Here is a 14,305-nt window from a genome sequence, read left to right on the forward strand (position 1 = left end):
GGTCGACCGGACCAACCACCGAGCGGCCATCGCCATCGATGTCCTTACCGACCCCGAATCGACAACCGCCCAAGCACCCTAACTAACCGGCATTGCCTCTAGCGGGCGGCGGCGTTCCAGGATTCTCCGGGTCTGACTGATCCGGGGGTGGTTGCTGCCCGCATACGGGCCCATTCCGACCACTCCATCCGGAGAACTCCTGTCATGACCCCTGTCTCCGCCCGCCGTGGCGCCGTCTACGTCTCCGTGGCCGCCACGGCCTGGGGCACCGGCGGCGCCGCCGGCGCGCTGCTGTTCGAGTCGGGCCATCTCGGCCCCGTCGGCGTCTCGCTCTGGCGCTACCTGCTCGGCGCCGCCTTCCTGCTCGCGCTCACCCGCCGCGCGGCGCGTCCGCGCCGGCTCACCTGGCACGTGTTGCCGATCGGGGCCGGCATGGCCGTCTACCAGACCGCGTACTTCGCGGCCATCGCCGGGTCCGGCGTCGCCGTCGCGACGGTCGTGACCATGGGCGCCACGCCGATCATCACCGCCCTCGGCGGGCGCCTGCTGCTGCGCGAGCCGCTCGGCCCGGTCGCCCGGGTCGCGCTGGCCGCCGCGCCGGTCGGGCTCGTCCTGCTCACCTGGGAGTCCGTCGTCCGGGCCGACTCTCCGTCCGGCACCGGGGCCGGCACCGGGGCCGGCACCTGGGCAGGCATCGGGTACGCCCTGCTCTCGGCCGCCGGGTACGCCGGCGTGACGCTCTTCTCCCGGTACCACCGGGAAGCCGACCCGCAGGGCACCGCGGTCGGCGGGTTCGCGGTCGGGGCGGCCTGCCTGGCGCCCTTCGCCCTGCCGGCGGGCGTGCTGCCCGAGCTGAGCGTGTCGTCGGTGGCGCTGCTGGTCTACCTGGGGGCGGTGCCCACCGCCCTGGCCTACGGCCTGTTCTTCCGCGCGCTCACCGCGTTGCCGGCCACCACGGTCTCGATCATCTCGCTGGGCGAGGCGGCCGGGGCGGCGCTGATCGGCGTCCTGCTGTTCGGCGAGCGGCTGACCCCGCTCGCCTGGTGCGGGTGCGCGCTCCTGCTCGCCGCGGTCGCCGTTCTCGCGCTGAAAGCGGAAACGGAGATGTGAGGTCCAGGGCCCGTGATGAGTTAAGGTCCGGTACGGCGACGCTTGCCGTATCGTCGCTCCGTTCTCTCATCTCGGCATAACGGAACGGCGCCGGCGAAACGTGCGTTGGAGGAACTGTGGCCTCGATAAAGGGAATATTCAGAAACCTCCTGGATCGTCCAGGCGGCGTGAACCTGAGCCCCTATCTGAAGATCGTCAAGGCGGCCGACGAGCGCGCCGGCCGTGTCGGGAAGCTCGAGGAGCTGCCGACGCCTGGCATGGACGATCTGGCCGAGTTCTGCGCCGTCGTGCGGGAGGCCGCCGACCGCACCCTCGGGCTCCGGCCGTACGACGTGCAGTTGCTGGGCACGCTGGCCCTGCTCGACGGCAAGGTGGCCGAGATGGCGACCGGCGAGGGCAAGACCCTGTCGGGCGCCATGGCCGCCGCCGGCTACGCGTTGCAGGGCAAGCGCGTCCACGTGATGTCCGTCAACGACTACCTGGCCAGGCGCGACGCCGAGTGGATGGGCCCGCTCTACGAGGCGCTCGGCGTCAGCGTGGGCTGGATCGACCAGAACTCCACCCCGGAGGAGCGCCGCGCCGCCTACGCCAAGGACGTCACGTACGGGCCGGTCAGCGAGATCGGGTTCGACGTGCTGCGCGACCGGCTGCGCACCGACCCGGCCGAGATCATCGTGCCCGCGCCCGAGGTGGCGCTGATCGACGAGGCCGACTCCGTGCTGGTCGACGAGGCCAGGGTGCCGCTGGTGATGGCCGGCGCGGCCGACCCCGGCAGCGCGGTGCCGGAGATGGCGGCGCTGGTGCGCACGCTCGTCCGCGGCTACCACTACGAGATCGACGAGCAGGCACGCAACGTCTACCTCACCCCCAAGGGCGCCGACAGCATCGAGAACATCCTCGGCGTCGAGCTCTACGACGAGCACGAGCCCGGCACCCTCATCGAGCTCAACCTCGCCCTGCACGCCCACGCGCTGCTCGCCCGCGACGTCGACTACATCGTGCGCGACGGCAGGGTGCAGCTGATCAACCCCTCCCGGGGCCGGGTGGCGCTGCTGCAGCGCTGGCCCGACGGGCTCCAGGCGGCCGTGGAGGCCAAGGAGGCGCTGCCGCCGAGCGAGAAGGGCGAGATCCTCGACTCGATCACCGTCCAGGGGCTGATCCGCCGCTACCCGCAGATCTGCGGCATGACCGGCACCGCCGTCGCGGTCAACGAGCAGCTCGGCGAGTTCTACGGCCTCAAGGTCGCGGTCATCCCGTCCAACCGGCCGTGCGTGCGGCAGGACGAGCCCGACCGCATCTACCCGACCGTGCCCGACAAGGACGCCGCGCTGGTCGAGGAGATCCAGGAGGTGCACGAGACGGGCCGGCCGATCCTCATCGGCACCCTCGACGTGGCCGAGTCGGAGAACCTCGCCAAGCTCCTGCAGCGCCGCGGCATGGAGCCGGTCGTCCTCAACGCCAAGAACGACGCGGAAGAGGCCACGATCATCGCCAGGGCGGGCGAGCGCGGCGCGATCACCGTCTCCACCCAGATGGCCGGTCGCGGCACCGACATCCGGCTCGGCGAGGGCGTGTCCGAGCTCGGCGGCCTCTACGTGATCGGCTCCGGCCGCCACGCCAGCAGCCGCCTCGACGACCAGCTCCGCGGCCGGGCCGGCCGCCAGGGCGACCCGGGCGGCTCGGTCTTCTTCGTCAGCATGACCGACGACCTGATCACCCAGTTCGTCCCCGACGAGCGGCCGCCCGCCGCCGACCCCGACGGCCTGGTGCGCCACCGGCGCGGCGCGTACATCGTGGGCCACGCCCAGCGGGTGGCCGAGGGCGTCAACCTGGAGATCCACCGCAACACCTGGCGCTACACCCGCCTGCTCGAACACCAGCGTGAGCTGATCCTCGAATGGCGCGACAAGGTCCTCCACGGCGACGCCGCCGCCAAGGCGCTGGCCGAGGCCGACCCCGAGCGCTGGGCCGAGCTGCCCGAGGACACCAGGGACGAGACGGCCCGCCAGATCGTCCTGCACGCCATCGACACCTGCTGGACCGAGCACCTGGCCTTCCTCAACGACCTGCGCGAGGGCATCCACCTGCGCGCGCTGGGCCGGATGAGCCCGGTCGACGAGTTCCAGCGGGAGGCCGTGGCCGAGTACAAGGCGTTGCAGGCCGAGGTCGAACGCCGCTCGCTGGAGTCGTTCGAGGCCCCCGAGCCCGACCTCAAGCGCCCGTCGGCCACCTGGACGTACCTGGTGCAGGACAACCCGTTCGGCACGGAATGGGACCGGATCCTCAAGCGGGTGACCGCCGCCACGCGTCGCGGCTGACCCGCCGGGCGTACCTGACAGAAGATGACAGGTACGCCTGCCAGCATGGACGCATGACGACGAAAGCCAAGCTCATTGCCTTCACCATCGACTGCGACGACCCCCGGAAGCTGGCCGCCTTCTACCACGAGGTGACCGGCTTCGAGATCCAGTATTCGGAGGAGGAGTACGCGGCGATCGGCGACGGCACCACGAGCATCTACTTCGGCCGCGTGCCCGGTTACAAGCCGGGCGTCTGGCCCAGCGCGGACAAGAAGTTCCATCTCGACTTCCGCGTGCCCGACCTGGACAAGGCGGTCGAGGAGTACACCGCGCTCGGGGCGGTCAAGCCGGAGTTCCAGCCGGGCGTCACCGAGGAGGGGACGCGCTGGATCGTGTTGCAGGACCCGGAGGGCCACCTGTTCTGCGTGGTTCCCGAGCAATCGTAGGGGCCGCGACGCCGCCGCGGGGGCTCAAGGATCAGCCACAAGTTCGTGCAGGTGGCAGCCGCAATTGGGCGATTTATCAGCCTAAAGAATGATGGTAGTGCTCCGCTTGGCTCTTAAGCTGGAGCAATGCTCCTGCACGGACCCCTGCCCCTGCGTGGGCGCCGATGACCTGGATCGGGCTGCTCATCGCGCTGGCCGGAGCGCTGGGATACGCGCTCGGCGCCGCCCTCCAACAGTACGAGGCCGTGGCCGCGGGCGCCTCGCTCAAGCTGGTCCGGCGCCCCCGCTGGTGGATCGGCGGCGTCATCGGCTTCACCGGGGCGTGCCTGCACGCCGTGGCGCTCAGCTTCGCGCCGCTGGTGGCCGTGCAGCCGATCAGCGTGGCCACCCTGGTGTTCGCGGTGCCGCTGGCCGCCTTCATGTACGGGCGCAGGCCGTACCGGGCGGAGATCCTCGGCTCGATCGCCGTCGCCGTGGGCCTGCTCTGGCTCATGCTGCTGGTGCCGCAGCACAACGTCACGCCCCGGCTGAGCAACGGCGCCGCGCTCGCCTTCCTGGGCGTCATCGCGGCGATCGCGCTGGTCTCTCAGGTGCTCGCGCGGCGCTTCCACGGGCCCGCGCGGGCGCTGCTGCTCTCGGTGGGCGCCGGTGTGGTGACGGCGAGCGTCTCGACGTTCGTCCGGGTGGTCGGCGGCGGGCTGGAGGGCGACTGGGGGCGGCTGATCCACTGGTTCACGCTGGCCGTGCCGGTGCTGCTGGTCTGCGCGGTGGTGCTGCTCCAGCGCTCGTACGCGGTCGGCTACTTCGGCATCGCCTACGCCGGCGTCCAGGTCATCGACCCGATCACCTCGGTGCTGGCGGGGGCGATCCTGCTCGGCGAACCGCTGCCCACCAGCCCGTCCACGGCGATCCCCGCCCTGCTGGCCGGGGCGCTGACCATCGGCGGCACGATCACCCTCGGCCGCCTCACCCCCGACCACTCCAAGCCGGCCCCGGCCCCCGCTCCCGTGCCCCCGGTGCTCACTTCCGCGACGGTGGCCGCCGAGACGGCGTCCGAGGGTGCGGTCACCGGTCAGCGGCCCGCGTCCGGTCAGTGACCGCCTCCACCGGCGGACGCCAGGACAACACGTCGTCCATCGAACGCAGCATCAGCTCCGGGCTGAGCCGGCCCGCCAGGGTCACCGCGAGGTCGCGCAGCCGTACCGCGAGCGGGTTGCGCAGCTTGGTGACCCGGCAGATCGTCATCGACCGCCGCACGACGCCCGACGTGCGCGCCAGCCGGGCGGCGGTGTAGGCGGCCAGGTCGCCGTCCGCCACGTGCGCGAGCACCACGGCGTCCTCCAGCGCCTGGCAGGCGCCCTGGCCCAGGTTCGGGGTCATCGGATGGGCCGCGTCGCCCACCAGCGCCACCTTGCCCCGGTGCAGGGCGGGCAGCGGCGCCTTCAGGTAGTGGACGTCGTTGCGGATGATCCGGGCGGGGTCGGCGGCCCGCAGCAGCGCCGGGATCGGCTCGTGCCAGCCGCCGAACCTGCGCAGCAGTTCCTCCCGCTCGTCCCCGTGGGCTGCGCCGGCGGGTGACAGGTCGGTGGCGTACAGGTAGACCAGGTCGTCGGTGAGCTGGTGGACGCCGAACACCAGCCCCCTGCCCCAGCTCTCCGACCGGGGGATGTCCAGCCCGTTCCGCGGGACGAGCGCCCGCCACGCCGTCACCCCCGAGTACACCGGCCCCGGATGGCCGGGGAACAGCGCCCGCCGGGTCGCCGAGCGGATGCCGTCGGCGCCCACGACGAGGTCGGCCTCGATCTCGCCCGCCTCCGTGCGCACGATCCCGCGCTCGGCGTCCACGCCCGTCACGGTGCTGCCCAGCCGCAGGACGCCCGGTTCCAGGGCGTCGGCGAGCACGTCCATGAGGGTCGCCCGCAGCATGACGACCACCGAGTCCCCGTACCGGGCGTCGGCGTGGTCGGTGGTGGTACGCGTCAGCCAGCGGCCGTCCGCCCGCCGCACGCCGAGCGGCCCCTCCACCGTGGACAGCTCGCGCACCCGGTCGCCCAGGCCCAGCGTGTCGAGCGCCTTGAGGGCGTTGGCGGCGACCGCGAGCCCCGACCCGACGGGCTCGACGGCGGCCGCCCGCTCCAGGACGCTCACCTCCCACCCCTTGCGGCGCAGGGCCACGCCACAGGCCAGCCCTCCGATGCCGCCACCGATCACCACAGCCTTGGGCATGACGCCTCCTTGGTTATTACGTCTGTAGTGTCAGCGTACTACGCCTGTAGTTCGCTCGCACTACCCCTGTAGTATTCGGTCCGTGAAACGAGCGGACGCCGTCGCCGACACGGCCATCACCCTGCTGGCCGAGCGCGGCATGCGCGGCCTCACCCACCGTGCCGTGGACGAGGCGGCCGGGCTGCCGCCCGGGTCGACGTCCAACCTGGCCCGCACCCGGGCCGCCCTGCTGGAGCTGACCCTGTCCCGGCTCACCGAGCTGGAGATGAAGGCCATGGCGATCGCCTACGAGCCGGTGCCGCTCACCCTCGACGACCTGCCCGCCCGGCTGGCCGAGGCGCTGCGCGTGCAGCTCGACGACCGCAGGCGCACCCTGGCCCGCTACGAGCTGGCCCTGGAGGCCACCAGGCGTCCCGAGCTGCGCGAGATCTACAACCGGGCGGGCCGCCACTTCCGCGATCCGGCGCCCGCCATGCTGGCCGCCCTGGGGTCGAAGGACCCGGTGCGCCATGCCCGCCAGCTCGTGGCCTTCGGGGAGGGGCTGATGTTCGACGCGATCGCGGGCGCGGGCTCCGTGCCGTCCGTGGCGGAGCTCACCCTCGCGCTGCGCGACCTGCTGACCGGCATGCTGCGTGACGAGGGCGCCGGCGGATAGGACCGCCGGCGCCCGTGTCGGCCATGCGTGGCCTTCGGCGGCCTACTCCTCGCCGCCCGCGTCCTCGCCGTCCCTCGCGTGCTTGCCGCGAGGCTCCCGGTGGCCGTCGGCCGCGCCGGGCTCGGCCTCCGGCGACTCGTTCTTGGGGGGTGCCTCATGCCTGCCCATACGGGGGGAACTCTCCTTCTCCTCGACCAACAGCTCACGGTGACCGTATGACTACGGTTACGTGCCCGGCAAGGGGGTCGGTTCAAGATCCAGGCCACGAATTCGAGAACAATTCGCGTAACGCCATGATCGGCCGTGATCAGCCGCGATCAGCGGGGTCGGCCGGGATCAGCCGGGACAGGTCGTTCGGTAGGGCACCTCGGGCAGGTGCCGGGTCCAGTCCGCCGCCGACAGGCCCCCGTAGCGGGCGCACACCGCCGACGCCGGATCACCGGCCGCCGGCGACCGGGCCAGATCCAGCGTGAGCACCGTCCCGCCGGCGGCCAGCACGCGGGCCGTGCGCCCGTCGCCCGCCGGCACGGCCCGCGCCGGCCGGTCCGCGCCGCCCACCGGCACCTGGCGTTCGGCCAGCAACACGCGGTCGGGCACGCGCCACACCCGCACCCGGTCGTTGTCCGTCCCGGCCAGCAACCGCCCGTCCGGGCTGAAGCGCAGGTGGCCGGGGGAGGGCCGCAGCCGGGTGCCGAGCACGGGCACGCCGTCCAGGTCGTAGATCTGGATGCCGGTCTCCTCGGCGATGGCCACCCGCTCGCCGTCCGGCGCGAACGTCGTGTACTCCCACGGCATCCGGTCCAGCCACGGCGCGGGCGTGACGCGGTCGCCGCGCCTGATCGTCGAACGCCGGCCCTCGAACGTCAGCGCCACCCGGTCGCCGGGACCGGCCACCGCGTACTCGCCGACGAAGGCCGCCCGGCGGGCCCGCAGGTCCCAGGCCCACCGCTCGCCCGACTGCCGGGCCGCCGCGAACAGCAGCCCGCCCCCCGGGCTGAACCACGCCGACTGCTCGCCCGGCGCCCCCAGCCCCCTCCCGAACGGCGGCCCCACGCCCTGCCCCGACGCGGTGTCCCACAGGTACGACCGGTCCACGCCCACGAAGGCCAGCGTGTGCCCGTCGGGGGACCAGGCCATCGCCCGCACGCTCTGCTCGGGGCCGGCCGTCTCGGCGACCCGCCGGTGCCCGGGGACGTCGTAGACGCGTACCGTGTCCTCGCTCAGCGCTGCCAGCCGGGAGCCGTCGTCGCTGATCGCGTACAGCGAGCGGGGCCCGGCGTGCGGGTCGGTGAAGACGTCCACGGCCGGGTCGGCGGCCGCCGCCGTCAGCGCCCGCCGCGCCTGCGGCACCTGGGCCAGCCGCCAGGCCGCCAGGCTCAGCCGGCGCGCGGTCACCGGATCGGCCACCCGCAGCGCCTCGGCCCGCGACGCGGCGACCTTGGCCATCGCCTGCTCCAGCCGCCCGTCGGCGGCCCCGCGCTGCCACACCGCGAGCAGCGCCGCCAGCAGCGCGACCGACAACAGGCCCGACAGCAGCCCCGCCATGAGCCTCCGGCGCCTGCGCGCGCCGCCGCGGGCCCGCGCGCGGCCCTCGTCCAGGAAGGTCTGCTCGCCGGGGCTCAGGGTGACCCGCCGCCGGCCGCCGGCCGCCCACGCCATCGCCCGGTCGAGGGGTTCGCCCTGGTAGAGGTCGGACTCGCGGCGCCCGCCCGCCTCCCAGGCCCGTGCCGCCCTGGCCAGCTCCCGGTGCACGGGCAGGCCCTCCCGCTCGCCGTCCAGCCACTCGTGCAGGCGCGGCCAGGCCCGCAGCAGCGCCGTGTACGTGATCGTGAGGGATCCCCGGTCGCTGATCGTCAGGATCCCGGCCTTCCCGTACGCCTCCAGCACCCGGTCGATCGCGGCCACCTCGTCGGGGGCGCGTCCGGCGACCAGGTCGTCGCGGAGGGCGGGGGCCACGGTGTCGCCGCCGGACTCGTCGAGCCCGACCAGGCGCAGGAAGACCTCGGGCACCAGATCCTGGTCCGCCCGGCAGAGCTGGAGGTAGAGGGCCTCGGCGCGGACGCCGAGCGGCGGGTCGTCGACCGGCTCGGGTGGCAGGAGGCGGCCGAGCTGGGACTGCGGGGCGTCGAGCAGGGACATGAGCAGGTGGCGGGCGTCGGGGCGCCGCTCGGGGTCGTCGTGGAGCGCGGCGGCGACCAGGCCGCGTAACAGCCGGTCGAGGCGCTCCCCGTTGCCTAATCGCTCGGTGAGCCCGTACGCGGCGAACAGCAGGACGCGCCCCCACGCCTGGACGTCGCCCGCCGGGTCGGCCTCGGCGTCGGCCAGCCCCAGCCCCACCAGGCGCGGCCCGTCGACGCCTAAGATGATCTTGTCGGGCGTGAGCGACCCGTGCACCGCCCCCGCCTCGTGCACCGCGGCCAGCGCGGTGGCCGTGGCGGCGGCCAGGCGGTAGAGGTCGTCACCGGCGAAGGGGCCGTGCCGCTCGACGACCTGGCGCAGCGTCGGCCCCTCGATGTACTCGCTGACCAGATAGGGCGGATCGCCCTGTGGGTACGCCTCGACCAGGCGTGCCGCGTGCACCGAGCGCACCTCCGGGACCGTCGCGTACGCGCCCGGTCCGGGCAGGTGGAGGGCATGGCGACCGCCCGACTCGTCGTAGGCCTCGCGGACGGTGGTCCGCCCGCCGCCGTCGAGCCGGGCGCCGAGCCAGTAGCCTCCCAGCCGATCAGTCATGCGGGATTAGATGCCGCCTTCCGTTCAGCGGTTCAGTCGAGCCCGGTGCTCCGGCCATTCCTCTTCGAGGATGCCGAAATAGACCGTGTCGCGCCAGGTGCCGTCGGGCCTTCTGCGGTGGCGGCGCAGAGTTCCCTCGTGCACGCCGCCGATGCGCCGGATGGCGGCCTGGGAGCGCAGGTTCAGCACGTCGGTCTTGAGCAGGACCCGGTTGTGGCCGAGGCCGAAGGCGTGGTCGAGCAGCAGCAGCTTGCAGTTGGTGTTCACCGCGGTGCGCCAGTGGGCGCGGCCGTACCAGGTCCAGCCGATCTCGACGCTGTCGTCGAAGCCGGGCACGTCGATGTAGGTCGTCCAGCCGCCCGGCCGTCCGGTCTCCTTGGGGATCACCGTGAACGGCACGTGCTTGTCGTCGCCGATGAGCTCGCGGGCCGTCCTGGCCAGATCGTCCTCGGTGCGCGGGGTGGCGATCGGCAGCCAGCGCCAGAGCTCGTCGTCCCCGCCTCCGGCGGCGAACAGGTCCGGGACGTGTTCCAGGGTGAGCGGTTCGAGGCGCACGACGTCGTTCTCCAGCACCACGGGCGCGGGCAGCTTGGCGGTCATGCCGCCACGATAGGCGGCGGTCCCGTCGCAGGTTGACGGCCACCTGGCCCTTTTTGCGGGGAACCACCTGTCGACATCCATACCGGCCGGTCGGTAGGCTCACCGGCATGGACTTCGCCTTCGACACCGTCACCGAGGACCTGCGCGAGCGCCTGCTCCGCTTCATGGACGAATGCGTCTATCCGGCCGAGCCCGCCTTCGAGGAGCAGGCCGCGGCCGCCGGCTGGAGCCCGCCACCGCTGCTCGACGACCTCAAGGACGAGGCGAGGAAGCGCGGCCTGTGGAACCTGTTCCTGCCCGGCGCGCACGGCGCCGGGCTGACGAACCTCCAGTACGCCCCGCTGGCCGAGATCATGGGCCGCAGCCCCAGCATCGCCCCCACCGCCACCAACTGCGCCGCCCCCGACACCGGCAACATGGAAGTGTTGTCGATGTTCGGCAGCCAGTGGCAGCGCGAGGAGTGGCTGCGCCCGCTGCTCGACGGCGAGATCCGGTCGGCCTTCGCGATGACCGAGCCCGACGTCGCCTCCTCCGACGCCACCAACATCGCCACCTCGATCGTCCGCGACGGCGGCGAGTACGTCATCAACGGCCGCAAGTGGTTCATCTCCGGCGCGATGAACCCCAACTGCAAGATCTTCGTCGTCATGGGCAAGACGAATCCCGACGCGCCCAAGCACCGGCAGCAGAGCATGGTCCTGGTGCCGCGCGACACCCCGGGGCTGCACGTCAAACGCGGCATGCACGTCTTCGGCTACACCGACGCCGACCACGGCGGCCACGCCGAGGTGGTCTTCGAGGACGTGCGCGTACCGGCCGAGAACCTGATCGGGGAGGAGGGCGGCGGCTTCGCCATCGCGCAGGCCAGGCTCGGCCCCGGCCGCATCCACCACTGCATGCGCCTGATCGGCATGGCCGAGCGCGCGGTCGAGCTGATGTGCGAGCGGGCCCTGGCCAGGACGGCGTTCGGCAAGCCGGTCGCCCAGCAGGGCGTGGTCCAGGACTGGATCGCCGAGTCCCGCATCAGGATCGAGCAGTTGCGCCTGCTCGTGCTCAAGACCGCCTGGCTCATGGACACCGTGGGCAACCAGGGCGCCCACACCGAGATCCAGGCCATCAAGATCTCCACCCCGATCACCGTCGAATGGATCCTGGACAAGGCCATCCAGGTGCACGGCGCGGGCGGCGTCTCCCAGGACTTCCCGCTGGCCGCGCTCTGGGCGGGCGCCCGCTCCCTGCGCCTGGCCGACGGCCCCGACGAGGTGCACAAGCGGTCCCTGGCCTATCGCGAGCTGAAGAGGTTCATGTGAACGAAGCGCAGATCAAGGAGCGCGTGCGCGCGTTCCTGGGCGAGCACGACCCCGAGGGGGACCGGCCGGCGTTCCTGCGGGCCAGGTTCGACGCCGGGCTGGCCTGGGTCTGGTTCCCCGAAGGGCTCGGCGGCCTCGGCGCGGCCAGGGAGCTGCAGCAGGTGGTCGAGCACGAGCTGGCCGGCACGCCGCAGATCAACAGCGGCGTCCAGGGCATCGGTCTCGGCATGGCCGCGCCGACGATCCTGGCGTTCGGCACGCCGGAGCAGCAGCGGCGCTTCCTGCGCCCGCTGTGGACCGGCGAGGAGATCTGGTGCCAGCTCTTCAGCGAGCCCGGCGCCGGCTCCGACCTGGCCACGCTCGCCACCCGCGCGGTCCGGGACGGCGACGAGTGGGTGGTCGACGGCCAGAAGGTCTGGACGTCGGGCGCCCACCACTCGCGCTGGGCCATCCTGGTCACCCGCACCGACCCGGACGTGCCCAAGCACCGCGGCATGACGTACTTCATCTGCGACATGCACGCCCCCGGCGTCGAGGTGCGGCCGCTGCGGCAGATCACCGGCGAGGCCGAGTTCAACGAGGTGTTCCTGACCGGCGTGCGGCTCTCCGACGACCTGCGGCTGGGCGAGGTCGGCGACGGCTGGCGGGTCGCGCAGACCACGCTGATGAACGAGCGCGTCGCGATCGGCGGCGCGCCCGTGCGGCGCGGCGGCGGCATGGTCGGCGCGGTGCTGGAAGCCTGGCGCGAGCACCCCGAGCTGCGCACCCACGACCTGCACCAGCGGCTGCTGGCGCTGTGGGTGGAGGCCGAGGTCACCCGCCTGTCCGGGGCCCGGCTGCGCGAGCAGCTCGCCGCCGGCCAGCCCGGCCCCGAGGGCTCGGGCATGAAGTTGTCGTTCGCCAAGCTCAACCAGGCGCTGTCCGGCTTCGACGTCGAGCTCCGCCGCGACCTGGGCTACGACGACTGGACGTTCCGCCGCTCGCAGGACGTCGACTTCTACGGCCGCGGCCCCGGCTACCGCTACCTGCGGGCCAAGGGCAACTCGATCGAGGGCGGCACGTCCGAGATCCTGCGCAACATCATCTCCGAACGGGTGCTCGGCCTGCCCTCCGAGCCCCGCGTCGACAAGGACGTGCCCTGGAAGGACCTGCCGCGATGACTCTGCTCTACTCCGAGGTCGAGGAGGAGCTGCGGGCGGCCGTGCGCGGCCTGCTGGCCGACCGCTGCCCGCCGGCCGCGGTGCTCGGGCGCGTCGAGTCGCAGCCCTACGACCTGGATCTGTGGAAGACCCTGGCGGGCGAGATCGGGGTCGCCGGGCTCCTCGTGCCCGAGGAGCTGGGCGGCGCGGGCGCGTCGGCCAGCGAGGTGGCCGTCGTGCTGGAGGAGCTGGGCCGGGCCGTGGCGCCGGTGCCGTTCCTGACCAGCGCGGTGCTGGCCACGAAGGCGCTGCTGCCCACCGGTGACGCCCTGCTCGGCGAGCTGGCCGAGGGACGCAGGACGGCGGCGCTGGTCGTGTCGTTCGCGGCCTCGCCGTACCGGCCGGGGCGCGGGTCGTCGCTGCGGCTGGCGGGCGGGCGGCTGTCCGGCACCGTCACCGGGGTGGCCGGCGCGGACGTGGCCGACGTGCTCCTCGTCCCCTTCGAGGGCAGGCTGTACGAGGTCGAGGGCGCCACCGTGCAGGTCGTGCCCTCGCTCGACCTGACCAGGCCGGTCGCCACCGTCACCCTGGCCGGGGCGCAGGCCCGCGACGTGGGGGAGTGCGACCTGGCCGGCGTGCTGAGGTTCGGGGCCGGGCTGCTGGCCTCCGAGCAGTTCGGCGTGGCCGAGTGGTGCCTCGACACGACGCTCGCCTACGTCAAGGAGCGCCACCAGTTCGCCCGGCCGGTCGGCTCGTTCCAGGCGATCAAGCACCGGCTGGCCGACCTCTGGCTGGACGTGGTCAGGGCCAGGGCCGCCGCCCGCGGCGCGGCCGCCGATCCCGGGGACATCCCGGTCGCGGTGGCGCAGTCGTGGAACGCGGGGGTGGCGGTGCACGCCGCCGAGGAGGCGGTTCAGCTTCACGGCGGGATCGGGATGACCTGGGAGCATCCCGTGCATCTGTATCTCAAGCGTGCCAAGGCCACCGAGATCGCGCTCGGCACGCCCGGCGACCATCGGGAGGCGCTGGCCTCACTCGCCGGTGTCCCCGGCCCCGAGGGAGTTCAGCAGTAGGTCGGCGAAGTGCTTGCCCACCTGGGCGCCGGTCAGCGGCCCGTCCGCGTGGAACCAGGTGCCCAGGTGGTGCACCGAACCGAAGAAGTAGTCCACGACCAGCTCGGCGGGCACCCGGTCGCTGAGGACGCCCGTGCGCTGCCCCTCGGCCACCAGGTCGCGGAAACGTTCGTGGTAGCGGCGGCGCTCGGCGCGTACGGTCTTCTGCTTCTCGGTGGCCAGCAGGTGCATCGACCTGAAGAAGATCTTGGAGTCGTCGAGGTTGGCGGTCGTCGTCTCCACGACGTCGGCCGCGGCCCGGTGCAACCGCTCGCGGACCGTGCCGGGGCCGTCGGCGATGCGCGTCAGCCGGTCCATCTGCATGCGGAGCAGGCGGGCGTAGATCTCGTGCAGCAGATCGTCTTTTGAGTCAAAATAGTGGTACATGGCGCCCTTGGTGACGCCGGCCGCCTGGACGATCTCCTGGACCGAGGTCCCCTCGAATCCACGGGCCGCGAACAGCCTGGTCGCCTCGGCGAGCAACCGCTGCCGAACGGGTTCTTCCTTCACATCGTCCCCCTTGTCACCCGCCATAGCATACCGACTGGTCGGTTGACGGTCTTGCAGGTTTTATTTGCGTCACCTTAGGCTCACCTTGGTTCGTGCTTGGGTATGCCTTAGACCGGCGAGGGATCTTCGGAGTGGCAGATCCTGAGGGTTTCTACTCATTCGGG

Annotated in this window: 13 protein-coding genes; 8 read left to right on the forward strand and 5 right to left on the reverse strand. The window is 72.7% G+C overall.

Features of this window, described 5'->3' with window-relative positions:
* Positions 1 to 204: 204 nt before the first annotated feature.
* The 4 genes from ABZ444_RS19665 to ABZ444_RS19680 all read left to right on the forward strand — a co-directional run bounded on the left by ABZ444_RS19665 (position 205) and on the right by ABZ444_RS19680 (position 4,953).
* A complete protein-coding gene (locus ABZ444_RS19665; protein ID WP_357998564.1) occupies positions 205 to 1,110 on the forward strand; it encodes an EamA family transporter in 906 nt (301 codons plus the stop codon).
* A gap of 167 nt (positions 1,111 to 1,277) precedes the next feature.
* Positions 1,278 to 3,428: an accessory Sec system translocase SecA2 gene (secA2, locus tag ABZ444_RS19670; RefSeq protein WP_357998567.1), complete on the forward strand. Its 2,151-nt coding sequence runs from the start codon at positions 1,278 to 1,280 to the stop codon at positions 3,426 to 3,428.
* Between the two features lie 53 nt (positions 3,429 to 3,481).
* On the forward strand, positions 3,482 to 3,856 hold the full coding sequence (locus tag ABZ444_RS19675; protein WP_357998570.1) for a VOC family protein: 375 nt from the start codon (positions 3,482 to 3,484) through the stop codon (positions 3,854 to 3,856).
* A gap of 164 nt (positions 3,857 to 4,020) precedes the next feature.
* Entirely contained in the window at positions 4,021 to 4,953 is a 933-nt protein-coding gene (locus ABZ444_RS19680) for a DMT family transporter (RefSeq protein WP_357998573.1), read from the forward strand.
* On the opposite strand, the gene ABZ444_RS19685 is transcribed toward ABZ444_RS19680, so the two are convergent.
* On the reverse strand, positions 4,922 to 6,082 hold the full coding sequence (locus ABZ444_RS19685; protein ID WP_357998575.1) for an FAD-dependent monooxygenase: 1,161 nt from the start codon (positions 6,080 to 6,082) through the stop codon (positions 4,922 to 4,924). The two genes, ABZ444_RS19680 and ABZ444_RS19685, sit on opposite strands and share 32 nt — an antisense overlap.
* A gap of 82 nt (positions 6,083 to 6,164) precedes the next feature.
* On the opposite strand from ABZ444_RS19685, the gene ABZ444_RS19690 reads away from it, so the two are divergent.
* Positions 6,165 to 6,737 (forward strand): TetR/AcrR family transcriptional regulator, encoded by a 573-nt coding sequence (locus ABZ444_RS19690; protein WP_357998578.1) that lies wholly within the window; start codon positions 6,165 to 6,167, stop codon positions 6,735 to 6,737.
* Positions 6,738 to 6,779: 42 nt separating this feature from the next.
* Here the strand turns inward: ABZ444_RS19690 and ABZ444_RS19695 are convergent, their stop codons facing one another.
* The 3 genes from ABZ444_RS19695 to ABZ444_RS19705 all read right to left on the reverse strand — a co-directional run bounded on the left by ABZ444_RS19695 (position 6,780) and on the right by ABZ444_RS19705 (position 10,070).
* Entirely contained in the window at positions 6,780 to 6,905 is a 126-nt protein-coding gene (locus ABZ444_RS19695; RefSeq protein WP_357998581.1) for a hypothetical protein, read from the reverse strand.
* Positions 6,906 to 7,073: 168 nt separating this feature from the next.
* Positions 7,074 to 9,470 (reverse strand): hypothetical protein, encoded by a 2,397-nt coding sequence (locus ABZ444_RS19700; protein WP_357998584.1) that lies wholly within the window; start codon positions 9,468 to 9,470, stop codon positions 7,074 to 7,076.
* A 24-nt stretch (positions 9,471 to 9,494) separates the two neighbouring features.
* Positions 9,495 to 10,070: a GNAT family protein gene (locus ABZ444_RS19705; protein ID WP_357998587.1), complete on the reverse strand. Its 576-nt coding sequence runs from the start codon at positions 10,068 to 10,070 to the stop codon at positions 9,495 to 9,497.
* 107 nt (positions 10,071 to 10,177) lie between these two features.
* Between ABZ444_RS19705 and ABZ444_RS19710 the strand changes: the two genes are divergently transcribed.
* The 3 genes from ABZ444_RS19710 to ABZ444_RS19720 are packed head-to-tail and all read left to right on the forward strand — an operon-like array spanning position 10,178 to position 13,592.
* Positions 10,178 to 11,380, forward strand: coding sequence for an acyl-CoA dehydrogenase family protein (locus tag ABZ444_RS19710; RefSeq protein ID WP_357998590.1), 1,203 nt, complete (start codon positions 10,178 to 10,180; stop codon positions 11,378 to 11,380).
* Positions 11,377 to 12,540: an acyl-CoA dehydrogenase family protein gene (locus tag ABZ444_RS19715; RefSeq protein ID WP_357998593.1), complete on the forward strand. Its 1,164-nt coding sequence runs from the start codon at positions 11,377 to 11,379 to the stop codon at positions 12,538 to 12,540. Before ABZ444_RS19710 ends, ABZ444_RS19715 begins: the two co-directional genes overlap by 4 nt.
* Complete coding sequence (locus ABZ444_RS19720; protein ID WP_357998596.1) at positions 12,537 to 13,592, forward strand: acyl-CoA dehydrogenase family protein; 1,056 nt, start codon at positions 12,537 to 12,539, stop codon at positions 13,590 to 13,592. The genes ABZ444_RS19715 and ABZ444_RS19720 overlap by 4 nt, the downstream gene beginning before the upstream one ends.
* On the opposite strand, the gene ABZ444_RS19725 is transcribed toward ABZ444_RS19720, so the two are convergent.
* A complete protein-coding gene (locus ABZ444_RS19725; protein ID WP_357978629.1) occupies positions 13,551 to 14,141 on the reverse strand; it encodes a TetR/AcrR family transcriptional regulator in 591 nt (196 codons plus the stop codon). The two genes, ABZ444_RS19720 and ABZ444_RS19725, sit on opposite strands and share 42 nt — an antisense overlap.
* Positions 14,142 to 14,305 lie beyond the last annotated feature (164 nt).

The organism is Nonomuraea sp. NPDC005730 (assembly GCF_040630865.1).
Lineage (GTDB): Bacteria > Actinomycetota > Actinomycetes > Streptosporangiales > Streptosporangiaceae > Nonomuraea.

Coding starts and splice junctions, on each gene's coding strand:
- ABZ444_RS19665 (WP_357998564.1), top strand. CDS start 205: ATGACCCCTGTCTCCGCCCGCCGTGGCGCCGTCTACGTCTCCGTGGCC.
- ABZ444_RS19710 (WP_357998590.1), top strand. CDS start 10,178: ATGGACTTCGCCTTCGACACCGTCACCGAGGACCTGCGCGAGCGCCTG.
- ABZ444_RS19705 (WP_357998587.1), bottom strand. CDS start 10,070: ATGACCGCCAAGCTGCCCGCGCCCGTGGTGCTGGAGAACGACGTCGTG.
- ABZ444_RS19700 (WP_357998584.1), bottom strand. CDS start 9,470: ATGACTGATCGGCTGGGAGGCTACTGGCTCGGCGCCCGGCTCGACGGC.
- ABZ444_RS19695 (WP_357998581.1), bottom strand. CDS start 6,905: ATGGGCAGGCATGAGGCACCCCCCAAGAACGAGTCGCCGGAGGCCGAG.
- ABZ444_RS19685 (WP_357998575.1), bottom strand. CDS start 6,082: ATGCCCAAGGCTGTGGTGATCGGTGGCGGCATCGGAGGGCTGGCCTGT.
- ABZ444_RS19680 (WP_357998573.1), top strand. CDS start 4,021: ATGACCTGGATCGGGCTGCTCATCGCGCTGGCCGGAGCGCTGGGATAC.
- ABZ444_RS19720 (WP_357998596.1), top strand. CDS start 12,537: ATGACTCTGCTCTACTCCGAGGTCGAGGAGGAGCTGCGGGCGGCCGTG.
- ABZ444_RS19675 (WP_357998570.1), top strand. CDS start 3,482: ATGACGACGAAAGCCAAGCTCATTGCCTTCACCATCGACTGCGACGAC.